22 protein-coding genes and 1 tRNA gene are annotated in these 26,166 nt (G+C 45.8%); 9 read left to right on the top strand and 14 right to left on the bottom strand.

Going from position 1 to position 26,166, the window contains the following annotated elements; all coding sequences use genetic code 11:
- Positions 1-211: 211 nt before the first annotated feature.
- Positions 212-284 (bottom strand) — tRNA-Lys (locus NCI00_RS11520).
- A gap of 272 nt (positions 285-556) precedes the next feature.
- Between NCI00_RS11520 and NCI00_RS11515 the strand changes: the two genes are divergently transcribed.
- The 3 genes from NCI00_RS11515 (at position 557) to NCI00_RS11505 (ending at position 4,406) form a co-directional block, all read left to right on the top strand.
- The gene (locus tag NCI00_RS11515) at positions 557-1,411 is read left to right on the top strand and encodes a fumarylacetoacetate hydrolase family protein (protein WP_253527601.1); all 855 of its coding nucleotides are present in this window, start codon (positions 557-559) and stop codon (positions 1,409-1,411) included.
- Between the two features lie 95 nt (positions 1,412-1,506).
- Positions 1,507-3,666 carry a carbohydrate binding family 9 domain-containing protein gene (locus NCI00_RS11510; RefSeq protein WP_253527599.1) on the top strand — a complete coding sequence of 720 codons (2,160 nt, stop codon included), beginning with the start codon at positions 1,507-1,509 and terminating at the stop codon, positions 3,664-3,666.
- Positions 3,667-3,704: 38 nt separating this feature from the next.
- The gene (locus NCI00_RS11505; protein WP_253527597.1) at positions 3,705-4,406 is read left to right on the top strand and encodes an HAD family hydrolase; all 702 of its coding nucleotides are present in this window, start codon (positions 3,705-3,707) and stop codon (positions 4,404-4,406) included.
- A gap of 84 nt (positions 4,407-4,490) precedes the next feature.
- Here NCI00_RS11505 and NCI00_RS11500 read toward each other — a convergent pair whose 3' ends face one another.
- The 3 genes from NCI00_RS11500 to NCI00_RS11490 form a co-directional block, all read right to left on the bottom strand.
- Positions 4,491-5,330 (bottom strand): amidohydrolase family protein, encoded by an 840-nt coding sequence (locus NCI00_RS11500; protein ID WP_253527595.1) that lies wholly within the window; start codon positions 5,328-5,330, stop codon positions 4,491-4,493.
- A gap of 266 nt (positions 5,331-5,596) precedes the next feature.
- Entirely contained in the window at positions 5,597-6,580 is a 984-nt protein-coding gene (locus NCI00_RS11495) for a Kelch repeat-containing protein (RefSeq protein WP_253527593.1), read from the bottom strand.
- A 260-nt stretch (positions 6,581-6,840) separates the two neighbouring features.
- Positions 6,841-7,251 (bottom strand): VOC family protein, encoded by a 411-nt coding sequence (locus NCI00_RS11490; protein WP_114459166.1) that lies wholly within the window; start codon positions 7,249-7,251, stop codon positions 6,841-6,843.
- A 226-nt stretch (positions 7,252-7,477) separates the two neighbouring features.
- On the opposite strand from NCI00_RS11490, the gene NCI00_RS11485 reads away from it, so the two are divergent.
- Positions 7,478-8,536, top strand: coding sequence for a hypothetical protein (locus NCI00_RS11485; RefSeq protein WP_253527591.1), 1,059 nt, complete (start codon positions 7,478-7,480; stop codon positions 8,534-8,536).
- Position 8,537: 1 nt separating this feature from the next.
- Here the strand turns inward: NCI00_RS11485 and NCI00_RS11480 are convergent, their stop codons facing one another.
- From NCI00_RS11480 to nagA, 4 genes are all read right to left on the bottom strand, one after another.
- Positions 8,538-10,100, bottom strand: coding sequence for a serine hydrolase (locus NCI00_RS11480; protein WP_253527589.1), 1,563 nt, complete (start codon positions 10,098-10,100; stop codon positions 8,538-8,540).
- Positions 10,101-10,153: 53 nt separating this feature from the next.
- Positions 10,154-10,609: a hypothetical protein gene (locus NCI00_RS11475; RefSeq protein WP_253527587.1), complete on the bottom strand. Its 456-nt coding sequence runs from the start codon at positions 10,607-10,609 to the stop codon at positions 10,154-10,156.
- A 74-nt stretch (positions 10,610-10,683) separates the two neighbouring features.
- Positions 10,684-11,115, bottom strand: coding sequence for a DUF5990 family protein (locus NCI00_RS11470; protein ID WP_253527585.1), 432 nt, complete (start codon positions 11,113-11,115; stop codon positions 10,684-10,686).
- A gap of 49 nt (positions 11,116-11,164) precedes the next feature.
- Positions 11,165-12,313 carry an N-acetylglucosamine-6-phosphate deacetylase gene (gene nagA / locus NCI00_RS11465; RefSeq protein WP_253527583.1) on the bottom strand — a complete coding sequence of 383 codons (1,149 nt, stop codon included), beginning with the start codon at positions 12,311-12,313 and terminating at the stop codon, positions 11,165-11,167.
- Between the two features lie 67 nt (positions 12,314-12,380).
- On the opposite strand from nagA, the gene NCI00_RS11460 reads away from it, so the two are divergent.
- Positions 12,381-13,508 (top strand): DegT/DnrJ/EryC1/StrS family aminotransferase, encoded by a 1,128-nt coding sequence (locus tag NCI00_RS11460; RefSeq protein WP_253527581.1) that lies wholly within the window; start codon positions 12,381-12,383, stop codon positions 13,506-13,508.
- A gap of 90 nt (positions 13,509-13,598) precedes the next feature.
- Here NCI00_RS11460 and NCI00_RS11455 read toward each other — a convergent pair whose 3' ends face one another.
- Complete coding sequence (locus tag NCI00_RS11455) at positions 13,599-14,411, bottom strand: aldo/keto reductase (protein ID WP_253527579.1); 813 nt, start codon at positions 14,409-14,411, stop codon at positions 13,599-13,601.
- Positions 14,412-14,612: 201 nt separating this feature from the next.
- On the opposite strand from NCI00_RS11455, the gene NCI00_RS11450 reads away from it, so the two are divergent.
- Positions 14,613-16,097, top strand: a complete 1,485-nt coding sequence (locus tag NCI00_RS11450) for a M48 family metalloprotease (protein WP_253527576.1) — start codon at positions 14,613-14,615, stop codon at positions 16,095-16,097.
- Between the two features lie 105 nt (positions 16,098-16,202).
- Here NCI00_RS11450 and dprA read toward each other — a convergent pair whose 3' ends face one another.
- The 5 genes from dprA to NCI00_RS11425 form a co-directional block, all read right to left on the bottom strand.
- Complete coding sequence (gene dprA, locus NCI00_RS11445) at positions 16,203-17,291, bottom strand: DNA-processing protein DprA (RefSeq protein WP_253527573.1); 1,089 nt, start codon at positions 17,289-17,291, stop codon at positions 16,203-16,205.
- 9 nt (positions 17,292-17,300) lie between these two features.
- Positions 17,301-18,866: an FMN-binding glutamate synthase family protein gene (locus tag NCI00_RS11440; RefSeq protein ID WP_253527570.1), complete on the bottom strand. Its 1,566-nt coding sequence runs from the start codon at positions 18,864-18,866 to the stop codon at positions 17,301-17,303.
- A gap of 6 nt (positions 18,867-18,872) precedes the next feature.
- Positions 18,873-19,715 (bottom strand): serine hydrolase, encoded by an 843-nt coding sequence (locus tag NCI00_RS11435; RefSeq protein ID WP_253527568.1) that lies wholly within the window; start codon positions 19,713-19,715, stop codon positions 18,873-18,875.
- Positions 19,716-19,772: 57 nt separating this feature from the next.
- Positions 19,773-20,219: a hypothetical protein gene (locus NCI00_RS11430; protein ID WP_253527566.1), complete on the bottom strand. Its 447-nt coding sequence runs from the start codon at positions 20,217-20,219 to the stop codon at positions 19,773-19,775.
- A 154-nt stretch (positions 20,220-20,373) separates the two neighbouring features.
- On the bottom strand, positions 20,374-21,483 hold the full coding sequence (locus tag NCI00_RS11425; RefSeq protein ID WP_253527563.1) for an endonuclease/exonuclease/phosphatase family protein: 1,110 nt from the start codon (positions 21,481-21,483) through the stop codon (positions 20,374-20,376).
- A 35-nt stretch (positions 21,484-21,518) separates the two neighbouring features.
- Here NCI00_RS11425 and NCI00_RS11420 point away from each other — a divergent pair, with 35 nt between their 5' ends.
- From NCI00_RS11420 to NCI00_RS11410, 3 genes are all read left to right on the top strand, one after another.
- A complete protein-coding gene (locus NCI00_RS11420) occupies positions 21,519-23,027 on the top strand; it encodes an FG-GAP repeat domain-containing protein (RefSeq protein ID WP_253527561.1) in 1,509 nt (502 codons plus the stop codon).
- Positions 23,028-23,167: 140 nt separating this feature from the next.
- On the top strand, positions 23,168-24,601 hold the full coding sequence (locus NCI00_RS11415) for a 3-keto-disaccharide hydrolase (protein WP_166560444.1): 1,434 nt from the start codon (positions 23,168-23,170) through the stop codon (positions 24,599-24,601).
- 180 nt (positions 24,602-24,781) lie between these two features.
- Positions 24,782-26,113 (top strand): Gfo/Idh/MocA family protein, encoded by a 1,332-nt coding sequence (locus NCI00_RS11410; RefSeq protein ID WP_253527559.1) that lies wholly within the window; start codon positions 24,782-24,784, stop codon positions 26,111-26,113.
- Positions 26,114-26,166: the final 53 nt, after the last annotated feature.

Below are 26,166 nucleotides of genomic sequence, written 5' to 3'. Positions count from 1 at the left end.
GAGTAATTCGTAGTAGGATACGATAAAATCAGGTAAGAGGTACTCTAATAAAGGCAGAAAACTTTCCAAAACAGATAGGGTTGATTAAAACACAAACCTAAAAAAATCCAACGCTCTCCACAAATTTTGGGTTTGATCCTTCATTTCTATAATCATTCCATAACAAAAAACCCTCAAAACAGCGTGTTTTGAGGGTTTTTTTAGCTTTTTGTGATCCCGCTGGGATTCGAACCCAGGACCCATACATTAAAAGTGTATTGCTCTACCAGCTGAGCTACAGAATCATTTTTTTTACAATTCGGTGGTTGTTTCCGTGAATTGTGGTGCAAAAGTAGACGAAACATAGATACGACGCAAGCCCTCAACTAAAAAAAAAATAAAGAAAAAATGGAAGTTAACCTATATCAGCGAATTACGACCAAAAAAAAACTTTATTTTTTTTTTATCACTATTGTACTGCGTTAGAAATCGGTCTAAAACTGCTTATTTTGAAAGATGAATCTTTCAAACAATTGTTATTTCTCACAGAGATAGTTTTAAAACACCACCAAATTCCATGAAACTTTTTCGTTTTGGCACTTTTGAACAGGAAAAACCGGGCGTAATTCTCCCCAATGGGCGTAAAATTGACGTTTCAGCCTTCGGTCAGGATTACAACGAAGCTTTTTTTGCAAGCAACGGTATTCATCGTTTGGCAGAATGGCTGACTGCAAATGCAGACACCTGTCCAGAAGTATCCGACACCCTTCGGCTCGGTTCCTGCGTAGCGCGTCCTTCCAAAATCGTGTGCATCGGGCTGAACTACGCCAAACATGCCGCCGAATCAGGCGCTCAGGTGCCCCCAGAGCCTGTTATTTTCTTTAAATCTACCACGGCGCTCTGCGGTCCTTTTGACAATGTCGTCATTCCCCGAAACTCCGTCAAGACCGACTGGGAAGTAGAACTGGCCTTTGTGATTGGCAAAAAAGCCAGCTACGTCGATGAGGCCGAGGCCATGGATTACGTGGCGGGTTATATTTTACACAATGATTATTCTGAACGTGAGTTTCAACTTGAGCGCAGCGGTCAGTGGGTAAAAGGCAAAAGCAACGACACATTTGCGCCTATGGGACCGTTTATGGCAACCAAGGACGAAATTGCCGACCCGCATAAATTACGCCTTTGGCTGAAAGTAAACGGCGAAATGTTGCAGGATTCCAACACCGACGACATGGTATTTAAAATCCCTAAACTTGTTAGCTACCTCAGCCAATTTATGACCCTTCTGCCCGGTGATGTGATTTCTACAGGTACTCCGTTTGGGGTGGGTCTTGGTTTCAAACCTCCTCGCTACCTCAAGTCAGGCGACGTGGTAGAACTGGGCATCGACCACCTCGGCACCCAGCGTCAGGTGGCGGTGGCATACCAATAAAATAGCCTTCAAGACACACCAAACATTTTGGCGGTTAGGGCCCGACTCTAACCGCCCTTCATTCTTTATTACTTACATCTTTTCAAATGCTACAAATGCGTCTGTTTCTGTGGTTTTTACTGTGTGGGGTAACGGTTTTTGCCCAAAAGAAAAATGAATCCTACCAATACCACATTCGGGAAGCAGATGCTCCTCTCAAAATCGACGGTCTGGAAAATGATGCCGCTTGGCAAACTACCGAAACCGCCAAAGATTTCTTTATGATTACGCCGATGGACACCAGCCTGTCGCGCGCCAAAACGGAGGTTAAGATGTGTTATGATAAAAACAACCTCTACATCATTGCCATCAATTATAAGCCTGTAAAGGGTTCCCTTGTGGTAGAATCCCTGAAAAGAGACTTCAATTTTGGCAACAATGACAATTTTTTTATCGTTCTGGATACGTTTGAGGACTTAACCAACGGCTTTTCGTTTGGAGCCAGTGCCGCAGGCGCTTATTGGGACGGACAAGAGGCCGACGGGACATTCATCAACCTTAATTGGGACAATAAATGGCACGGAGCTACTAAAAACTACGATGACCGCTGGGTATGGGAAGCCGCCATTCCTTTTAAAAGCATCCGCTACCGGCCAGAACAAACCCGCTGGGGCATCAATTTTAGTCGTCTTGAACTAACCATCAACGAAAAATCGGCGTGGGCACCCGTTCCGCGTCAATTTCAATCGGCCAATTTGGGCTATGCTGGCGTATTGGTGTGGGACAAGCCGCTGCCTCCTGCGGGAAAAAACATTTCGTTGATTCCCTACGCACTCACGAATGTATCGAAAGACCACGTTAAGAAGACTCCTGCCGACTGGAAGCCCGCCATTGGAGGAGATGCTAAAATTGCCTTAAATTCATCCCTTAACCTCGATTTGACCGTCAATCCAGACTTTTCGCAGGTGGAAGTGGATGTTCAACAAACCAATTTAGACCGTTTTGAACTATTTTTTCCCGAACGACGACAGTTCTTTTTAGAAAATGCCGACTTGTTTGCCAGTTTTGGCTTTTCGACCCTGCGCCCCTTCTTCTCGCGACGTATCGGGTTGGGCGTTCCGATTTTATTCGGGGCAAGGCTCAGCGGTAAATTGGATAAAAACTGGCGTATCGGCGTTTTGGATACCCAAACCCGTGAGCAGGGGGATTTGCCCGCCCAGAACTTTGCCGTCGTAGCCTTGCAACGCAAAGTATTTGCCCGTTCCAACGTCGGCATCTTGATGGTCAACAAAGAATCATTGGGCTATGATGAGCAAATCCATAAAACAACGGGAAAATATAACCGAAACATAGGCGCCGAATTCAACTTGGCCTCCGCCAATAATATCTGGACGGGCAAAGCCACCGTGCTCAAGTCGTTCAGTCCACACTTATCGGGCAACGATGTGGCCATTTCGAGCCTGCTCAACTTCAACAAAGCAAATCTCTTTTGGCAATGGCGATATGAATACGTCGGCGAGAACTACAACGCCGAAGTAGGCTATGTGCCCAACGCCGCCCGGCGCGGGTATCAAATGGCCGTACCCAACGTCGGATATTTATTTTTTGTCAATTCACAAAGCCTCATCAGCCACGGGCCGCTGCTCCAAACGACCCTGTTTTGGAACAAATCAAGTAAGTTGACCGACAATGAAACGACGCTGACCTACACCTTTAATTTTCGAAATCGGGCTACTGGTGTCGTCGGTGTCGCTTCCAATTACGTACAGCTATTGGCTCCCTTTGACCCCACAAATACGGGCCGTGAGAAGTTAGCAGCTGGGACAAATCACAATTGGAAATCGGCAGGAATGGATTTCACCTCTAGCCCCCGCGCACGCTTGACCTACGCTTTCAGCGCCCGCTACGGTGGCTTTTTTGCCAACGGAACCCGCCTAAATTTAAAAACAACCCTCGGGTATCGTTTTCAACCTTACGTAGCCACCAAATTTTCGGTAGATTATAACAAAATTCAGGTTCCTTACCTGAAAACCCCCGTTGAGTTGTGGCTCGTAGGCCCTAGGGTAGACATTACATTTACCAACAGTCTGTTCTGGACTACTTTTGTGCAGTACAACAGCCAAGCAAAAAACATTAACCTAAATACCCGCCTTCAATGGCGCTATCAGCCTGCTTCTGACCTGTTTATCGTATACACTGATAATTATTTACCCGAAAACCTAATGGTCAAGAACCGCGCCATTGTCTTAAAATTGACGTATTGGTGGAATGTATAAAAATTGATTTTCAATGACCGCTAGTCATTAAAATAGATATGAGTATTAAAGTAATTGCGTTTGACGCCGACGATACCCTTTGGGTCAATGAGCCTTTTTTTCAGGAAACTGAGCGTAAATTTTGCGGTTTGCTCGAAGATTACCTCCCCCACCACAGTATATCGGCGGAGTTGTACCAGACCCAAGTCCAAAATATTTCGCTGTACGGCTACGGTGTAAAGAGCTTTATTTTGAGTATGGTCGAAACGGCCCTGCGCATTTCCGAAAACACCCTCGGCGTACCTGTCATCGAAAAAATCATTGCGTTGGGCAAAGAAATGCTCGAAAAACCCATTGAGTTACTGGATGATGTCGAACACGTCCTGCAATCACTTTCGGGACATTACAGGTTGGTGGTAGCGACCAAGGGGGATTTGCTCGACCAAGAACGAAAACTGCGTAAATCGGGCTTAGAGCATTATTTTCACCACATCGAAATTATGAGCGAAAAGAAGGAAGCCGACTACCAAAAGCTCATCAAACACCTTGACATTGAGGCTGATGAATTTTTGATGATTGGCAATTCGCTCAAATCAGATGTCTTACCCGTATTGGCCATTGGCGGGCACGGTTTTCACATTCCATTCCATACCACTTGGGCATACGAACACATCGAGCACCGAGTAGAGCACCCAAATTTTCGTGATTTTGCGACAATTAGTGAAGTACTTGTGCATTTAAGGCCCGATTCACAAGCCTGAGCAGATTCGTTTTTTGACAACAGATTTTTCCTACCCGAATCTGTTTATATAGGTATTCGGGCAGGATGATGTTTTTTTCTTGATTTATTCTTCCAACCGATAAAAACGCGTGGCGTTTTCTCCAAAAACCTTGGCCTGGTCGCTGGTCGAGAAACCAACGTTTATCATGTAGTCACGGACTAGCCCGATAACTTGCTCATATTCAGCCGCTACAAGGCACACCGGCCAATCAGAGCCAAACATCAGTCGGTCAGGTCCAAATGCTTCAAATACGACGTCGAGATAGGGATAAAAATCTTTTTTCGTCCAGTTTTTCCAATCGGCTTCGGTCACCATTCCCGACACTTTACAATGAACCTGCGGTTGCGCCGCCAATTGCCGCATATAATTGGACCATGTGTTTAATTTACCATCTTTGATGTACGGCTTTGCAATGTGGTCAACCACAAAATTTACCTGAGGCAGCTCCCGCACCAAGTGCAGCGCGGCTTTGAGCTGGGTAGGATAAATCAGAATATCATACGTAAAATCAAAAGCGGTTAATTGTCGAATGCCTTTGATGATTTCGGGGCGAGCCAGAAAATCGTCAGGTTCGGCCTGCGCCACGTGACGAAACCCTTTCAGGAGTTCGTATTGTGAATAGTATTCGAGCTTTTCGTAGAGATTGGAAGCTCGCAAATCCACCCATCCCACCACGCCTTTGACGAAGCTGGAATATTTTTCGGCCAAAGCCAGCAAAAAGAGCGTTTCTGCTTCCGATTGGTCAGCCTGCACGGCTACGCAACCGTCAACGCCGTTGGCTTGCAAAACGGGCCATAAATCTTCAGGTAAAAAATTGCGCTGAATACGCTTCATTTCGTCATTAATCCACGCATCGCGTACCGCGTCAAAAATCCAAAAATGTTGGTGAGAATCGATGGTCATTTGTGAACCGAAAAATAGTAAACTGAAAAAAGATAAACCGCAAAATAGTAAACAGAAAAATGATAGACTGAAAAAGTATACCAAAAAAAAGTAAACCGAAAAAGATAGACTGAAATAGTAAACTGAAAAAAGATAAACCGCAAAATAGTAAACAGAAAAATGATAGACTGAAAAAGTATACCAAAAAAAAGTAAACCGAAAAAGATAGACTGAAATAGTAAACTAAAAAATGATAGACCGAAAAAGTAAATGGAATGCAGGGAAGGCTATTTTAATACTTCCATTGTGGTAAGTTCGGGGCCGCCGCCTCGGTTGCCCGAACCTGCCGCCACGTACACTTTCTTTTTGTAGACCGTGGCCCCTGTCCCGTGACGCCCCTTGTTGAGGTTGGGCAGTTTTTCCCACTTCATTTGTTTGGTATCAAAGGCTTCCACTTCGGCGTGGGCTTCCACTTGCGCGGCGCTTTCACCGCCCATAATGAGCAATTTATACCCAAACGGAACAGTGGTATTTCCCGCCCGTTGGGTGGGCAAATTCAGGCTTTCGGGCAACGTCGTCCACGTATTGGTCTTAAAATCAAACACATCCACGGCGGGTTCGGTCAGGTTTAGCACTTGATTGATGCGTGCCGTGGAGCGTCTCCCACCTGCTACGTACAGTTTGTCATCAATGATGGCGACCGAAACGTGGTCGCGAACGTGTGGAGCATCGGGGAGTTTACGCCAGGTGTTGGTTTTGGGGTCATATTCATCCAACCAACCCACGTGCCCATCGTAATGCCCATCCTGAATGCCGCAGACCAGATAAAGTTTATTTTTATACACCACCGAGCCCGCAGCACCGCGCAAACGGTCGGCAGGAATGGCAGGGCCCACGCGCCATTCATTTTTGGCGGGGTTGAAAATATAGATACTCGAAATGGGTTTTTCGTGCGGATACGCACCCATAAAAGCCCCCATTACATAGGCTTCATTTTTGTATTCAATGGCCTGAAAATGATTCATTTCGATGGGAGGCGCAGCCAATTGCTTCCACGTGTTGGTGGCGGGGTCGTACTCGTCTACGGGGCGCGTGCCGCGCCCGCCAATCAGGTATAGCTTATCACCTACTTTGGTGAAAGCGTTTTCGTGCCGCGCGGTGCAGCTTGTGGTCGACTGAACGGTTTCCCAACTGCTTGCCGTTTGAGCCTGCGCAAATGAAGCATACAGGCTACCAGCGACCATCAATATCGAGGTGAGTTTTCTTTGCATGGTTATTTCAGATTATCCTTAAAACTGAAATAATACCTTTTTTTACTTACTCAAAACGGTTTTATACGTTGATAAAAAGTAAAAATGCCCCTCTTTTTGGCCTAAAAAAAATGGCAGCAGCTCATCGCCGCTGCCATTTCTGTTCACTTTAACCTATCAGTTTTGGTGGGTTACACCATTGCTGAATCTTGATTCTCAACGACGCTCGGTGGGCATCATCTCAAAAATTTCTTATATAAAACCCTAGTTTTTATTATCGCTTATAGTATCTGATTATACTCCAAACGTTCGCCATCGGGCCCCTTGATATTGAAATATTTACAGCCATTTTTCCAAAAAGGCAAAAACACGGGGGCCTCTTCCAAAATGGCAAAGCCAGCCGCTTTGAGTTGCTCAAACGCTTCGTCGATATTTTCGACATCGAAAGCAACATGATCGACGTGTCCGTCTTTTCTATTTTTGATTTCGGCCAATTCACTATCGGGCATCTGGTAGATTTCGATGATAATCTCCCCACTTTGCATCATAGCAACATTGCCTTGACCACCGTTGAATTCAAACGAAGACGACATTACATTTTCAAAACCCAATTGCTCATAAAAAGCAACGGAACGGGCCAAATCAGTAACCGGAATACCTACGTGCTGAATGCGTTTTAATGTAAGATTCATTCGATTTTTAGAAATTTAGTTGGTAATAAATCATCCATTTTTAGAACGAAAGGTTGCCTTAAAAAGCAAAGACAACCTTTCGTTATTCATTCATCATAGGTTACTGTATGACACAGTGTATTTGAGTTTAAGCACATTTTTTTATCCTATTTATTCTATTATTAGTTAATTTATTACAAAATTTTAAACTATTTTCGGAACAAAATGGAACACAATTGCCCTACCGATGAACATCAATAAAAACTTGTGTGAACAACTTTATCTGGACGTTAAAACCAAATTACAGGAGGAGTTCGTAAAACGCGGAATGACCTACCGAGGCTCCGAAACATTCATCTGGAAATTAACCAACCCCAAAACCAACGTCACTTACTTTCAGTCCATTCTGGAAGAAGCCACCCATTTATCTTTCTCCTCTACCTTCAATACAATGTACCTCTGGCGTAAGCGCAACGAAGTACAAACTAGAGAACTGGTTAATTTTCAGGAGGATTACTTAAATTTATTTACAAAGTTTTTGGGATATGCCAATCCTCAGGCTTATATCAGCGAGTTTTCGTTGACGCTTCATCATTTTTTTGGCATCAAAAAAGAGGGCAAAATAGTGGTAATTCAACCCATTTTTGACGCCAACAAAGACGTTCCTCCTCCCGACATGATGGGAAAGTTTCCACTGGCCAATGAGCAAACCGTTGATTCGAGAGACACTGAATGTTTATTGGAATTGATTACCCTGTTTCATGATTACAATCAAACCCTTCCCAAAAGGATGTATGACCAAGATTTGATTCAAGTTACCGATAGAAAACTAGATTTTAACGAAACGAATTTAAACCTAAACAAAACAAATTGCATTTTTTCGATTGGGTTTTATTCTAACTACTTTTTCAGGTGGGTACTCAAAAAACAGGCTGCCGATTTTATAGAATATACCGATGGCCCCGTACGGTTCAGAGTAAAGTATATTAATGCCCAAACCCAGCAAGCGGCTTGGACCGATTACTACGAAAGCAACGAGCGATTTGACTGCGGATTTTTATTGAAACTTCCCGTAACATTCTCTTCCGAAACCATTAACTGCTACTTTTTTTGTGGAATCGAAAATAAGTCTACCCTCGCCATTACTACTTATTTATGTCAAAACTGGCGAATCATTCAGAAAAAGCAGGATTTTGAGCGCGATATACCCCTCAATGACGCCCCGTTTTTGATGATTTTTAAGGTCAATAAAGACAACCTCAACGAGATGTATTGCGAAAAAGTGGTAGCACTGGATTTTATTTAAACTACTTGCTCTTCACCTTAAAATCCAAATCATGGAAGTCAAAGCTGAAGTCGGTCAAGGGAGAAATTGCCTTCATTTTGAAGCCTGATGCTTTGCCTTCATTGTCCAACTCAAACATCACGTAGGCGTCGGCATCCATGCTACGCTCGGTCCATTTGACGATAAAGGTATTGCCTTTATACGGCAACAACTCTCCCGTTAGTTGAAAAGAACGTTTGGAATCAAACCATAGCTTCCCGTTTTTGATTGAAATCACCGCCTCGCCAAACCACGCGTCTTGATAAGTTCCCAAAAACAAGTTTGTCTCCGTTGGGGCCCCGTTGCTTTTTTGTTGCCTCTCAATTGCCGACCAAATCTCAGTCGTTATTTTCTTGGCTTCGGCCTCATTAGCAAGTACTCGGTCGTGGTTTTCTTTCACGCGGTCCAAGCCTTTAATCCCCAGATAACTGTCTTTAATAGTGTTGGTTACGGCCGTAAATGCCGCGCCCGATTGCTGGTTGGTAAAAACAATAATGCCGAGTTTCAGCTCGGGCAGCAACGTCACCTGCGTTACAATACCCGCCAATCCGCCCGTGTGGGTAGCTTGTTTGAATCCTTTAACATCGCTCAAAAACCAGCCCAATCCGTAGCCAGAAAAATGCGTATTGTAGGAGTTAGTGCCTCTGACGGGAATGATGGTCTGGGGTGTCCACATTTCATCGTGTACTCCCCTGCTGAAAAGTTGTTTGTTGTTATCAAATTTACCATTCTCCATCTGCATGATTATCCACTTGCTCATGTCGGTCACGTTGCTATAGATTCCGCCAGCGGCATTGGCCACCTCACTCCAATCGCGACGAATTACTTTGACAGTTCCCTCCACGGGCGCGTGCGGGTCAATCACGTTCGACTTGTCTTTCAGGCGTTTGTACGAAGCCGCCGTGGCATTCATGCCCAGCGGTTTGAGTATTCGGGTTTCGATAAAATCCTCCCAAGGCATTCCTGATACCCGCGTCACCACCTCGCCCGCCACGATGTAGAGCAGGTTGTCATAGTCATACTTGGTTCGAAATCCCGAAACAGGTTTGAGGTAGCGGAGGTTATGAATGATGTCTTTCAGGGTAAAATTGTTCTGGTCGGGCCAAAACATCAAATCTCCCGCGCCCAAGCCCAATCCGCTGCGGTGCGTGAGCAAATCCCGAATGGTAAACTCTTCGGTCACGTACGGATTGTACATTTTAAACTCGGGAATAATGTCCGTCACTTTGGTATCCCAAGTCAGTTTTTTTTCATCCATCAGCATCCCTAGCGCCGCTGAAGTAAAGGCTTTGCTGTTGGAGGCAATACCAAAAAGCGTGTTTTTGGTTACTTTCTCTTTCGTATTGAGCGACCGCAGGCCGTAGCCTTTGGCGTGAATCACTTTGCCGTCTTTAACCACCGCCACCGCAATTCCCGGCACGTCGAACGTCTTCAAGGTTTTTTCAACCAATGCATCAATCTCAGGGGAAGTAATTACCTGAGCATTTAGTAGCAACGATTGGAGACACAAGAAAAGTAAGACGGTAAAGTAAAAATGCTTTTTCATGTTTTTTTGTAGGTTTTACGCGGTTGTGAAGGAATATATACTTTGCGGCAAAATCAGTGTTTTGTCAAAAGACTCCTCGCCAGATTGTCAAACAATTGTAGGTGCGCTTTTTTTAATACCGAGATAAAATAAGCAATCAGCCAGCGATTTCCTTTGACTACTATGTGTTCTGCAAGTTCAACCTGATTGGTATTTTTATCGTACACAAAGTTAAAATCAATCACCAACACAATCCCTCCTTTGACATTACTGACGTATCGCACGTGTTTATCTTTCTCTATTTCCAGAACTTCTACATTGTATTCGGGGCGCATTTTCAGAAAGCCCAACAAGAGCACTTCTTCATTCACTTTGTATGCCATGCCATTCTTATCCGTTTTTTTTAGTTCATGGACATTGACCATGTACGGATGAAGTTGGCCAAAATTCCTAAAATCCAGGATAGAATCGTAGACGCGAGCCAAATCGCCAGTAAATGAATGGTTCAGGAGAAGGGTTTTGGTAGCCATTGATACGTCAACATTGAGCAGTAAAGGTTAACAAATGTAACATTTTTCTCCCCTGTTAACTCCCTCAATCATTTTCAGGCTTTTATCTTCCAGCCTTCGCCTCCTTTTACACTACCGCAAGTGGGTCCACCGTCTTTACCGATTCCTGGCACAGTGATTTCTAGCACCGCCTGTGCGTCGGTTTGGACTTGCCGAAGTATCTCCCACGTGATGCTCTTCAAGGGAACTTTCAACCGACGGCTCCAAATGCTGCCCATTTGCCCAGCGGCAGTGCCAATGTCAATGTATATAAATCGCTCCTGCGGCGACCCTTGCGCCACGGCCCCTACAAAAATAGGGAACTCACCCGTCTGTGATTTTAGGTTCAGCATAAAGTCAAAAACAAGGTCTTCTCCCGTTGAACGTTGTTTTTGGAGGGTTACATAATTTGACCCACTTCCTTGCTGAATGCCAAAATCAACTCCTGCGTTTGGTTTCTCCAACCGTATCTGAAACTTAACTTCCATTCTATAAAGGTTGCGCCTCCGTCGAGGCTTTTTGGATGTTTACAATTCTTTATCCTACAATGGTTGCTCCTCCACTACGGCTGTCCGTTCCGAGGCTTTGGGGCATTTGAGTATTATCCAACACCACCAAATCGGCGGAATACCCTGCTTTGATTCGACCGAATTTGTCGCCAAGGCCCAAGTGTTGGGCGGGATACATAGTGGCCATTCTGAAGGCTTCGTCTTTGGGGATTCCTGCGTGGTGAATGCAGTTGCGCACCGCGTCGAGAAGCGTAATGGCTGAGCCTGCAAGCTTACCTTCATCGTTGAGTAAACGGTGCCCATCATAGTTGGCAATAAAGTCTTCAAACTCAAAACGGATCGGTTCAATTTTGGCCAAAGTAGCATCTGAAATCAGAAAAAGGCGCTCCCGCATGAGCTGTTTGGCAATCCGCACCGTGGCATAGTCGCAATGATAACCATCGACAATGATGCTGGCATTGACCGTAGGCGTATCCCAAATGGCCGTTACCACGCCCGGTTCGCGGCTTTCAAAGGGGCGCATGGCGTTGTATAGGTGCGTTGCCAACTGAATCCCACTATTAAAATACCCTTTGGCTTGTTCGTACGTGGCATTGGTGTGCCCCAATGACAATATAATGTCACTTTCTTGTAAAAGTTGCAATAATTCTTCGGGCCAGATTTCGGGCGCAATCGTCATGATTGTGCGCAACCCTTCACAGCTGGCAATAATTTCGGCAATTTCTGCTTTGGTTGGTACGCGTACGGCATGGGCACTGTGAGCACCGCGTTTGGTAAAGTTAATAAACGGCCCTTCGATATGCAGCCCCAATACGCCCGTTTTACCCGCTGCAATGTAGGATTTGGTTACTTCGATTGCTTTTAAAATCCTTTCGTGCGAGGTAGAATAAAGCGTAGGAACCAAGCCAACTGTGCCATCCTGACGGTGCGTTTGGACCATATCCGTGAGCGATTCCTCCGATAAATCGCGTACGAAAAAGCCGTTTTTTCCCCCATAAAGTTGCAAGTCAACCAAGCCCGGAAGGAGGTCAAACCCTTGTAAATCAAAGCATAAAACATCCTTTGGAATATCTTCTTGTAGAACAACGCCCACAATGGTTTCATTTTCAATCAAAACGGCGTAATTGGCCAAAACCTCTTCACCAGTATAAATAGTACAGTTTGTGAGTGCGTGCATTGGTTGGTGGATTTTTTTGGGAACTTCCCGAAAGATGTAGAACTTTCGGGAAGTTTTCCAAAGAACAATGAATAAAATTTGGCTTTCATCGCCGCATTTGAGCGGCCACGAACAAAAATATGTACAGGAGGCTTTTGCCGCCAATTGGATTGCACCACTGGGCCCCAATGTCGATGGGTTTGAACGAGATTTGTGTACTTACGTGGGGGCGGGTCATGCCGCGGCTCTTTCTTCAGGCACGGCCGCCCTGCATTTGGCACTCATCCTACTGGGTGTCGGACGGGGAGATGTGGTTCTGTGTCAATCATTTACCTTTGCCGCTTCGGCCAATCCCATTGTGTATCAGGGAGCCACGCCCGTTTTTGTTGATTCGGAATTGGATACGTGGAATATAAGCCCTGACGCCCTCGAAACGGCCATCAAAAGCGAAAAAGCAAAAGGAAAAAACGTGAAGGCGGTCATTGCGGTGCACCTCTACGGAATGCCCGCCCAAATGCGTGAAATTCAGGAAATCTGCCAATTGCACGACATTCCGCTCATTGAAGATGCCGCCGAGGCCTTGGGCGCGTCGTATCAAGGCAAGAAAATGGGCAGTTTTGGATTGCTGAATGTCCTTTCTTTCAACGGCAATAAAATCATCACCACGTCGGGTGGCGGGGCATTACTTTCTGACAATGAAGCCTTTATTCAAAAAGCCCGTTTTCTAGCTACCCAAGCCCGCGACAATGCGCCGCATTACCAACATTCAGAAATTGGTTATAACTACCGTCTGAGCAATATCTGCGCAGGCATCGGGCGCGGTCAAATGGAAGTGATTGACGAGCGCGTGGCCCAACGCCGTACCAATTTTGCGTTTTATGAACGAGAATTATCCAGTATTGAAGGTATCACATTTCAGCCCGAAGCCGAAGGTAGTTTTTCCAATCGTTGGCTGAGCTGCATGGTTGTTAACCCCAAACTGACGGGCGGCATCACCCGCGAGAATATTCGGTTGGCGTTGGCTTCCGAAAACATTGAGGCGCGTCCGTTGTGGAAACCGATGCATTTACAGCCCATTTTTCAAGACGCGCCCTATTATGGAAAAAGTATTTCAGAGCGATTATTCGAAAATGGACTTTGCCTTCCTTCGGGTTCCAACCTCACCCAAGAGGAATTGGGAAGAGTGACTACTGGAATTAAAAAGTGCTTTTCTTAACGTCGCGTGAACGTCGCTGAGGTTTGGCATAACCTTGAACGTCGGCGAGGTTTGGAACCTCGCCGACGTTACCTCGCCGACGTTGGAAAATCAATAATCCATCGGGTCGTCGGCAACGCGTGTATTGTCGTGCCAAGTATTCATTTCGGCCATATCTTCGGCAGAAAGTTGAAAGTCAAACACATCTATATTTGCCGCTAACCGATTCTTGCTCACCGATTTTGGTATTGTAATAGCCCCCTGCTGCAACGACCAGCGTATCAATACCTGAAACGTACTTTTACCGTATTTTTCAGCGATTTGGACAAGCCTAGCATCGTTTGCTTTCATTCCCCTGACCAACGGCGCATAGCCTTCTACCTGAATACCCCGTTGACGACAGTATTGTATTTGTTCGGGCAAATAGCAATAAGGGCTCAATTCAAACTGATTGACGGCAGGAATGATTTCTGCCTCTGGCCATAGTTCCTCAAAATGAGAGATGTAATAATTGGAAACACCGATGGCCCGGGCTTTTCTCTCCGCATAAATTTGCTCCAACGCTTTCCAAGTTTGGATACGGTGCTCTTTTACGGGCCAATGAATCAAATACAAATCCACATAATCCGTGTTTAGCTGCCGAAGGCTTTCTTCAAAAGCTCGCAACGTTGATGCGTAGCCTTGGTCTTCGTTCCTGACTTTGGTGGTGACAAATATTTCTTCGCGGGCTAGTCCACTGTCTCGTATGGCTTGGCCCACTTCACGCTCATTTTTGTAGGCCGTGGCCGTATCTACCAGTCGGTAGCCCAATTCAAAAGCCAATAACACCGCCTGTTTGATGTCTTGGTCGGGTTGCGGGTCATAAATACCCAATCCAAATTGTGGCATTGTAATGCCGTTATTGAGCGTAATAAGTGGAACCATATCAGTTAGTGTTTTTAAGCCAGGATGTCCTATCTTTGAGGAAATGTATTCAATTTTTCAAAAATAGAAGATTTTCATGGCTAACCCATATCCCTATTGTTAGCGATAAAACATTTTTTAAACTTGCAACCAAAAGTGACGTTCTTGCGCCTACTTCGTCCATCAGAAAATAAATCGTTGTTGATTTTACCACTGCTTATTATGAGAACACTCTTTCGTTTTAATTGGATACCCTTTGTGATGGGTTTAGTTGTATTGCAATCTTGTTCGCGCAATCCCGTGACAGGCAAAAGGGAAATCATCCTGATGTCGGCCGATCAGGAAATTGCTTTGGGCCAACAATCTCACCCTTCCATTGTTGCTTCCATGGGTTTATATGAAGATAAAAGATTGCAAAGTTTTATCTCTGAAAAAGGGATGGCGATGGCTAAAATTTCGCACCGTCCTGAGCTTCCTTACCAGTTCAACATCATTGACTCTCCAGTGGTCAATGCTTTTGCCGTGCCTGGAGGCTATGTGTATTTTACCCGAGGCATCATGGCGCACTTCAACAATGAAGCCGAATTTGCGGGGGTTTTAGGTCATGAAATCGGCCACGTTACGGCGAGACACTCAGCCCGGCAACAGACCAGCCAAATTTTAGGCACTGTGGGATTGATTGCGGGTATGGTCATTTCGCCCAAACTAGCCCAATTTGGTGAACAAGCCATGCAGGGTCTACAAATGCTGATGCTCAGCTACAGCCGTGCCCACGAATCCGAATCTGATAAAATTGGGGTGGAATATTCGAGCAAAGTAGGCTATGATGCACACCAAATGGCTAATTTCTTCGGCACTATTAAACGTATTTCGGACAACGCAGGCCAATCTATTCCCAACATAATGTCGACGCACCCTGATCCAGGCGACCGTTTCAACAATGTTCACGCAATGGCCAAAGATTGGCAAGCCAAGAATGTCGGTAATTACGCCGTAAATCGTGAAAGTTATTTACAAATGATTAATGGTATTGTGTACGGTGAAGACCCCAAACAGGGCTTTGTTGAAAATAGCGTTTTTTATCATCCAGAGCTTCGCTTTCAATTTCCTATTCCGAGCGGTTGGCAAACCCAAAACTCCCCTGTTCAATTTGTGATGGCGCCCAAAGATGGTAAAGCAGAGATGTTGCTCAATGTAGCACAGGGCGGCACGCTGGATTCGGCCGCTCAAAATATGGTCAGGCAGTACAATTTAAAAGTGTTGGAATCTGCTCGTAAGACCATTCACGGCAACCAAGCCATCGTCATGATTTCGCAGCAACAACCTCAGCAGCAGCAACAAGGACAAACTCAACAACAACAACCCCAAACGCCCGCCAACACGGTTCAGCTGGCCACGTGGCTCATTCAATACAACGGTTTGATTTACGCCATTCACGGAGTAACCACCGCCGATGTTTTTGGTAACTTGTACCCTACGTTTCGAAATACGGCCGAAAATTTTCGTTTATTGAACGACCCCGACAAACTGAATCGCAAGCCCGAACGCATATTTGTAAAAAATGCCCCGCGCAACGGTACATTTAAGGAAATCATGACGGCGCTGGGAATGCCAGCCAACCGAATCGAAGAATTGGGCGTGGTCAATAGTATGAAAGCCGACAGCCCAATCCAGAAGGGAATGTTGTTGAAAGTAATTGGAAAATAAGAAGTGAGACGACAGAAGTGAGGAGTGAGAATAACAAAACCGCTACTCCTCACTTCTGTCTCCTGCCTACTCATTCCTACCTACTCGCTCCTCACTCCTAATAATCTACCCCAGCGCATAGCGTTTACCAGGCAGCGAACGAATGTAGCCCTGCAATTCAAGATTGAGCAACAGCGTGGCCAATTTTCCCGTCGAGACCTGACTTTCCCAGGTGAGATTATCAATGTGCATTTCGCCTCTTTGACGCAATAACGCCACAATTTGGCTTTCCTCCTGGGTAAAATGGTCGGGCAACGTGGCCTTTACGGATGCTTTGGTAGTGAGCCAACTTAATGATTCCAGTAAATTTTCTACGCCCGTAAAAATCTGGGCTTTATTAGCGCTGATTAGATTATTGGGGCCAACCGAATAGGGGTTCGACAAATTGCCGGGCACGGCAAATACATCCCGGTTGTAATTATTGGCAAACTCGGCGGTAAGCAATCCCCCACCCTTCTTAGCCGATTCCACCACAATGACCGCATCAGAAAGCCCAGCGATGATACGATTTCGGGCGGGGAAACGCATCGAATCGGGCTTGGTTCCCAAACAGTATTCCGTCACAATTCCACCGTTAGGCTCCATCTCTCTCGCCGTTTTGGTATGCCCTTCGGGATAAATCACATCCACCCCCGTAGCCATCACACCAATCGTCGGCATTTGACTCCTTACGCTGGCTCGGTGCGCCGCAATATCAATGCCATACGCCAATCCACTGACAATCGTTACGTCGTGGTTAACAAGCCCTTCTACAATCTGCTCGGTGATATTTCGGCCGTAATCGGTCGCTTTTCGGGTGCCAACCAAAGACACATAACGGCCCTTGTTGAAATCAATGTTGCCTTTGGTATACAGCAAAACGGGGGCATCATAAAGGGATTTGAGCCGCTGCGGGAAGTGGTCATCCGTATAAAAAACCATATTAGCGTTTAACTTCTCCAATTTCAGAAGTTCTACTTCAGCTGCTCTCAAACCTTCTTTTTGCAGAACAGTCCGGGCAATTGCCTCTCCAACGCCCGTAACGCGAATCAACGTTTTATAGTTAGCTTCAAATACCTTTTGGGCATCTCCAAAGTGAGCAATCAAATAACGAATCAATACCCCGCCCAATCCGGGGGTCAAGTGTAATCCTAATTGATAAAGACGTTGGTCCATGAATGAATGTTAATGTTCTTTTTTAAGGCCACCGCCCAAGTATTGGCAATTGATCAGTGCATCAATGCCGTCGTAAGGTACGGGGGCTTTTTCGTAGTCATAAACCACTCTGAGTGAGCGGGTATGGTTATTGTCGCCCATGGCTACGTCTACATCTTCCATCGTAAACTGACAGGGATGTTCGTAACCACACGCAATCGCTATTTCGAGAATCTCTTTGGTCAATGTTTTTCCGTAATGGTAAAAACGTTCACTTTTAAGCGCTGGATCGAGGCCTGCCTGCAACCATTTATTTTGGGTAGCTACTCCCGCAGGACAGCGGTTGGTATGGCATATCTGTGCCTGAATACACCCAATCGACATCATGGCTTCACGGGCAACGTTGATAATATCGGCGCCCATCGCAAACGCCATAATCGCTTGCGCGGGGAGACCTAGTTTCCCCGACCCAATGAACGTTATTCGGTCGGTGAGTCCGTGTTTTTTAAAGATTTTATATACACTCGAAAACCCATACACCCACGGCAAAGACACATGGTCGGCAAACGACGGAGGGGCAGCACCCGTTCCTCCTTCCCCACCGTCGATAGTAATAAAGTCGGGCCCACGGCCCGTTTTCACCATTAGCTCCGCTAGTTGCTCCCACATGTCCAGTTTTCCCACGGCTGCTTTGATACCTACGGGTAGCCCCGTAGCCTCGGCCATGGCTTCAATCAAATCCAACATTTCGGGTAGGGTCGAAAAAGCGCTATGCGCTGCGGGAGAGATGACGTCTTTCCCGATAGGTACGTGGCGGATTTCCGCAATCTCTTTCGTGATTTTGGCCGCTGGCAATACCCCTCCTTTACCAGGTTTTGCTCCTTGCGAGAGTTTCAATTCAAGCATCCGAATGGCTGGGTTTTTCTGCGTCAGTCGGACCAATTTTTCCATGATAAAATTCCCGTCGTCGTCACGAATACCGAAATACGCTGTGCCGATGTTGAGCACTACGTCGGCGCCTTTATCGTGGTACGGCGAGAACCCTCCTTCTCCTGTATTGTGGTAACAGCCAAACTTCGCCGCCCCTTCGTTGAGGGCGGTAATCGCCGATGCCGATAACGACCCAAAACTCATTCCTGAAATATTAATGACCTGCTTCGGACGGTAGGGTTTGCGGCGATTATGGCTCAACCCAATCACTTTGGGCGCTGGCAAAACGTACGGATTTTCGCGGTAAGGATGGTCTTTGGCCAATCGTTTGGTTACCAAAGCGGGTTTGATAAAGATAAAACCCGCGCTGTTGACATCCTGGTCAGTCCCGAAACCCTGAAAATTATTTTCCCGTTTCGACGAAGCATAAATCCACGATCGCTGCCGGCGATTGAACGGCAATTCCTCGCGGTTGTTGGCCACAATATATTGCCGAAACTCCGGTCCAATCGTTTCTAGCCAATACCGCAGGTGCCCAATGACTGGAAAGTTGTGCAAAACGGTGTGCTTTTTTTGGGTAATGTCCCAAATAGCAACAATGGCCAAAATGATGGGAAAGCATATCCACCACGGAATGAGCGCAAGCCAATTCAAAAGAGTATTCATTAGGGTTTAGTTTTTCTTGTTGAAAATATTAAAACAAATTTCACCGATTTCACCAATCATCTTTTCGGCGTCTTTTTCAGAGGTTCCTCTCACAAAAACTGAAATCACAAAGGGTGTGGCCGCAAACACAATGCCCGCATCGCCGCGTACGTACGTCAGTCCGCCCGTTTTGTGCGCTATTTTGATGGTTTTGGGAATGAGCCTCGGCAACGTAACTGTGTCCCGATTTTCAAACAAAAACTCCATCATTTGCTCACATAAAGCTGGCGTTGCTACTTTGTGACTATAAATAAGACGCAATAATGCATTGATGTCACGGGCGGTGACATAATTATCAATCCCCCGCGCTACGGCCGCCGTGTCCATCATCACCCTATTCAACTGGAGGCTCGCCAAACCGAGGAGTTTCATACGGTCGTTGATTTTTTCCCGCCCCAGTTTTCTGATAAAAATATTGGTGGCCGTATTGTCGCTCGCAATCATCATCAAGCGGGCCACCTCTTTGAGCGACATCTGTTGACCATCGGGGTACGAGGCCATCACGCCCGAGCCACCCGTTCTATCGGCATTCACCAAAGTATAGGTCTCGTCAAGGTTGATTTTACCCATTTTCACCTGTTCCATCAGCTCAACCAAAATCGGAATTTTGATGATACTCGCCGATGGCACCGGCTCCGTAGGCCCTTTGCTGAAAAAGATTTCACCCTTTAGCGATTCTATCTGAAGGTTGACAATCGTAGTGGGTGAAAGTTGCGCAAGATAGGTCTCAAGAGAAGAAAAAGATGGGCGTTTTTGGGCAATACACACGCAGGGGAGCAGCATGAAGCATAAAAAAATAAGTTGTCGCATCAGAAAAAGGGTTTCTGGCAACAACTTACGCACAGGAAGAATAAAAATCAAGGGATGTTACCTATCCTTTCCTTGTGGTTGGGCGGGAACATGGATATGTTTTTCCAAATCTTTGCCCATAAAAAGTTTAAATTCGGTTTTTAACTTTCGGTAATTGTCGTGAAAAAAAGACATTTTCTCCCGTAAATAGGCCTGGCTCTCGCGGACCTCGTCGTTAAATTGGGTGGTTTCTTCCTTAATAATGTTTGCAATAATCCCCTCCTGATCACGAATATCAGCCTGTATGCTGTTGACGGTGCGTTTGAAATGGTCGAACTCACGCTCAAAATGGGTAAGGGTTTCGGCAAAATTAGACTCCATCTCCTCTACGGGCAAAAAGGCCCGCATCTCGTGCACCAAATGTCCAAAAAAATCAACCTCTTGGTCCACAAAATTGACCTCATTGAGCCAGAGTCTATGCTCAAAATGAAAGCGATGTAAATCAAATTTAGTGTTTCGTGCCATGATTCGCGCGTGGTTAAATGAATGGTCCTAAATTCTGCTTTATTTTAAGCTTTGAGTATGAGGTGGGTCAGTAACAAAACTGACTAGCGTCAGGTTTTAAAAAAATGCAATAGGCTACTAATCACAGCCCAGCCTCGTGCCAGATATTTGGGTATTATAATAGCTTATAACGGCCAATAATCGGATAATGGTCTGAATATTTTACGTCTTTTCTGGTCTGAAAATCAATCACTTCAAGCTTTTTGTTATCATAAAACTGGTTGTCGATTCGAATAAATCCGGGAGCCTTCCGGTACGTAAATCCAAACCCTGAACCCGCTTCTTCAAAAGCATTCGATAAACGTTTACGAACCTGCCCGTAGGCATAACTGTACGGAATTTCGTTAAAATCACCGCATACCACCACGGCGTGCGGACTTTTCTCAATCCAATCCGTCAGAATTTTAGACTCCTCTGCGTGATGCACAAAACCGCCTTTTAATTTTCTGAAGGTACTCGCCAATTCATAGCGTCCCAGTCCAAGATTCTTTTCTTTGACCGCCAATTTAAGCCCTCCCACACGCACAATCATGGAGCGTAAATGCACACTGATAAACCGAATCGTATCGCCTTTGATTTTTATATCGGCATAAATGATGCCGTTTTGGTTACTAAATTCTATTTTCTCCTGTTTAATAATCGGGTATTTTGAGAAAATCGCCAGCCCGTTTGAGTAATCTTTGCCTTGGTCCTGTATAGATTGCATAGACACGTGATAAGGATAGCCCTCCTTTTTAAATTGGGCAACTGTTTGCAAATCCTTCCGGTCTCGGTGATTCAAAAACTCTTGAAAGCATTTGACATCGGCATCTTCTTTCTTCGCCCATTCAATCAGCTTGTTGGTATTTTCGGAATTTTTATCAACTAAATAACTGTATGCGTCAAACGACATAACGTTATAACTCAGTACCTTAATCTCATTTTTAGAAGAGACCGTTTCTTCTTCTGCTGGCCCTAGTCCGTACGTTCTTGCCCAAAAAGGAAAACTTAACAACAAGGCCAATCCCGAAAGCCATACTCTTTTGGAATTAAACACCAGCCAAAAACCAACCAGCAAAATATGAATAATCAGCAGCAAAGGAAGGCTCATCATAATGAAGCCCGCGAGCCAGTGCCCCGTAATGGCAAAATAGGTAAGCGTGTAACTGAGTAAGGTAAAGCAAAAAAATAATTGCTGAATACGCCAAAAAAGGGGAGTTTTGGATTTCATTGCGTAGTTTTTCACTGGCACTGCGTTTTAATTGCAAAGTAAACAATTCCATGACGAAAATTATTGCTATTGGTTTAGTATTATCAATTCTCATTGCCTGTAATACCTCCCAAGAATCGGAGGAGCAAAAATTAGCCCAGAGTTACTGTGGAGGCTGTCACCTCATGCCAACGCCCGATTTGCTCGACAAAAAAACGTGGAAAGAAAGTGTACTGCCCAAAATGGCCCTGCGTTTGGGCGTCGTTCAGCAAAACATCGGCTTCTATCAGGACTTTTCTACCGAAGAGATTGTGGCGTTTACCCAAGCCAATGTTTTTCCCGAAACCCCCATCGTAACGCCTGAACAATGGGAAAGCATTGTGAATTATTACGTCAAAAATGCGCCCGATAAACTGCCAGATTCCTCCCGCAAAAACCTTATTTCTCCCACCCTCTCCCGATTTTTGCCCAAAGCCAATACCCCGCAGGTGGAGCCTTTTGTTTCGCTCCTCAAGTACGACTCCCTCAGCAAGAAGCTATTTGTGGGTAGTCGGCGAGGAATGGTAACGGTATTTGACCAACAATTCAAACGCATCGACTCCCTCAAAGTGAGCAGCCCCCCCTCTGACTTACGCGCCTACCCCGACGGGAGTTTGGATGTATTGCTGATGGGCATCATGGACCCCAACGACCACAATCGAGGTACGCTAGAAAAAGCCCGCAAATCGGCCGATGGCAAAACATGGGCCTTAACTCCGATACTCCCGAAACTTCGTCGCCCCGTAAATCAGTCTTTTACGGATGTAGATGGCGATGGACTTGAAGACATCGTGATGTGCGAATACGGCAACAATGTCGGTCAATTGTCTTGGTTTAAACAACAACAAGACCACACCTATCAGGTGTTTAAATTTGACCCCGCTCCCGGGGCGCGATTGGTTCAACCTTATGATTTTAACCGTGATGGCAAACTGGACTTTTTTGTTATGATGGCGCAGGGCGACGAACAGGTTTCCGTGATTTATAATCGAGGCGGTGGAAAATACGAGAAACAAATCCTGTTGCGCTTCCCACCCGTGTACGGCTCCAGCTACGCCGATTTGGCCGACGTCAACGGCGACGGTTGGGTTGACATTGTGTACACCAACGGCGACAATGCCGATTATTCCATGATTCTGAAACCTTATCACGGCGTACGTATTTTCTTAAACGACGGCAAAAATCAGTTTCAAGAAAAATGGTTTTTCCCTTTGCACGGTGCCTCAAAAGCCCTCGCCGATGATTTTGACAATGACGGCGACATTGACATTGCGGCTATCTCTTACTTTCCTTCCAACCCACAGGAAGGATTTGTGTATTTTGAGAACCAAGGAGAGTTGAAATTTACCGCTAAAACCTTCCCGAAACCTCGGCAAGACAAATGGATGCTCCTCGAAAAAGCAGATTATGACCAAGACGGCGACAAAGACCTGTTATTGGGCTATCTCGAACGCCCACCTTACAGATTTCCGCTGCCCGCGGGAATGACGGGCTTACAGATTCTGGAAAACAAAACATTAACAAAAAATACAACTAACTAACAATCAGCATCTTACATAATCATCATAGATTCACATAGTTGGGTAATGAAGCGTTGGCGTTGCATTTATTCGGCTCAATTTCTCATTAGAAAACCGCAACTTCTTACTTATTCAATTTGATTTTAATCATCCATTTAAAAATGAAAAAGACACTTTTTGCAATCATTACTTTACTGATTTCGCATTGTTTCGATGCGGTTCAGGCCCAAAAAGCGACTTGGACACCGCTTTTTGACGGCAAAACCCTGAAAGGCTGGAAACAGCTAAACGGCCAAGCTAAATATGAAGTGAAAGACGGCGTCATTGTCGGAACAGCCGTGGCCAATACCCCCAACTCCTTCTTAACCACCGAAAAAGACTACGGTGATTTTATTTTTGAGTGCGAAGTAAACGTCGATGAAGGGCTTAACTCAGGCATTCAATTTCGGTCATTGTCAAAACCCGACTATAACAATGGCCGCGTACACGGTTATCAAATGGAAATAGACGCCACCGATCGCGATTTATCGGGCGGAATCTACGACGAGGCGCGCCGTGGATGGTTGTACGTTCCAGAGGTAAACCCTAAGTCAAGAGGCGTATTTTTGCGCAACAACCAGTGGAACAAATACCGCATCGAAGCCATTGGCACCAGCTTGCGGACGTTTGTCAACGGCGTCGAAATCAGCCACGTAATCGACGATGTCACATTGAGCGGATTCATTTGTTTACAGGTTCATTCCATCGGAAACCGCAAAGAAGATGAAGGCAAGCAGGTACGCTGGCGCAACGTGCGGATTCAAACCACTAATCTGCAACCGACTCCCGCCAGCAACGTTCGCATCGAAAACTGGATTCCAAACACGGTTTCTGAACCAGAAAAAGCCTTGGGAATCCGTTTGTTGTGGGATGGAAAAACCACCAACGGGTGGCGTGGTGCTTACAAAACAGAATTCCCAAAAGGGGGCTGGAGCATCAAAGATGGCGTGTTGAGCGTAGACAAAGGCAACGGAGCTGAATCAACCAACGGCGGCGACATCCTGACCACCGAAAAATTCGGCGCTTTTGAACTTACTTTCGACTTCAAACTTACCGAAGGAGCCAACTCGGGCGTAAAATATTTCGTCAATGAATTACTCCAGTACACCCATGAATTTCAACCAGGAGAGCCGATGACGGTGCCTGCTGATTACATCAAAAAGGGCTCGGCCATTGGTCTGGAGTTTCAGGTGTTGGACGATGCCAAACACCCCGACGCCAAAATGGGCGCTGGTGGCAACCGCACCATTGGCTCGCTCTACGACCTCATTCCTGCCGACAAAACGGGCTACCGCAGAGGCGCGGTCAAAAAAATCGGGGATTGGAATCAAGGACGTATCGTGGTCTATCCCAACAATCATGTTGAGCATTACCTCAACGGATTCAAAGTGGTGGAATACAACCGCAACTCAGACTTTTATAAAGCCCTCGTACAGCGCAGCAAATACGCCGTTTGGGGCGACAAATTTGGTTCAGCCCCCAAAGGCCCCATTTTGTTGCAAGACCACGGCGACCTTGTCATGTACCGCAGTATTAAAATTCGGGAGTTGAAATAAATATTTAATTACCCATCAAAAAGCCACCTGATGCGGTGGCTTTTTTTATTCCCTCAAGGCGGTTTATTCTGGCAATCAGCAATGTGTGCGTTTTCGGCAGTTGCCGATTTGAGAAAAAAAACGGAGTTTTGGGGTATGGAAAAGAATTAAGTGCCTTTATATTAAAAACCTGTTTTTACAATGCAACGCAGAGAATTTATACAAAAATCTATTTTAGCGAGTGCAGCGACCGCGATGTCGACCACAAGCTATTCTAAAATCATCGGAGCCAACGACCGCGTGCGCGTGGGTGTTGTGGGCTTTTCTGATCGTCACCGCGCTTCACACGTAGGCCCTTTCAAAGAATTGTCTAAAGGAATGAACTTTGAAATCACGTCGCTTTCCGATATTTGGAATCGCCGTCGTGACGAAGGAAAAGCTTATTTGGACAAGCAATTGGGAGGTAACGTAAAGGTTTTCCGTAATAACGAAGAAATGTACGATGCCAAAATGGTGGATGCTGTTTTTATGAGCACCGCCGACTTTCAGCACGCCCTACATACCATTGAGGCCGTGAAGGCAGGCTGCGATGTATACGCCGAAAAACCCTTGGCCGAAACCATGGAAGACAACCGCGCTGTATTGAAGGCCGTAAAAGCTTCTGGAAAAATTGTGCAAATCGGGTCGCAACGCCGCAGCGGAGAAAACTACTGGGCCGCCGATGAATTTATCAAATCAGGCAAATTCGGCCCTATCGTCATGGTAGAATTGATGTGGAACGTCAATCAACCGGGCCGCTGGCGCAGACCAGAATTAACCAAAGATTTGAAAGAATCAGATGTAGACTGGATACGCTACCAACTGAATCGCCCCAAAGTGGCTTTTGACCCCCGCAAATACCTTGAGTATCGTCTGTTTTGGCCGTATTCGTCGGGTATCCCGGGCCAATGGATGAGCCACCAAATTGATACAGTACACTGGTTCAGCGGATTATCACATCCGCGTTCTGCCGTAGCCAACGGCGGGATTTATCAGTGGAAAGATGGTCGTACCAATCCAGATACCCTCACGGTAGTGTTTGATTATGGCCCAGCCAACGACCCCACTTCGGGCTTCCAGGTACAATTTACCAGCCGTTTCTCCAATTCTGCGGGCGAAACCAAGGAATTGTATTACTCAAACGGCGGTATGATTAACTTGGATACCAACGAAATCAGCTCAACGGGTGGTTTGCGCGAGCGCGAAGCCGCCGCCATGGGACTGAAAGCCAACTTAATTACGCCTACAAAACTCGAAGGTATAAAAGTAGCTACCGACGCCAACACTGGCGGTGACCCTTTGACGTTCAATCACATCAAAAACTGGATGGAATGCGTGCGCAGCCGCAAACAGCCAAATGCTCCGATTGAAGCAGGGTATCAGCACTCCATTGCCACCATCATGGCCAACGCCGCCTACCGTACCGGTCAGCGCGTAACATTTGATGAAAAAACGCAGGAAGTATTGGCAGGCGGAAAGCCGTTTAAGTACTAAAAACAACGCAATCTGTAAGCGAATAACATCACATAAAGAGGCGGCACCGTTTG

It is taken from the genome of Runella salmonicolor (assembly GCF_024158025.1).
Taxonomy (GTDB): Bacteria; Bacteroidota; Bacteroidia; order Cytophagales; family Spirosomataceae; genus Runella; species Runella salmonicolor.
The sequence above is the reverse complement of the archived record's forward strand: the minus strand, read 5'-3'. Positions and strand labels throughout refer to the sequence as shown.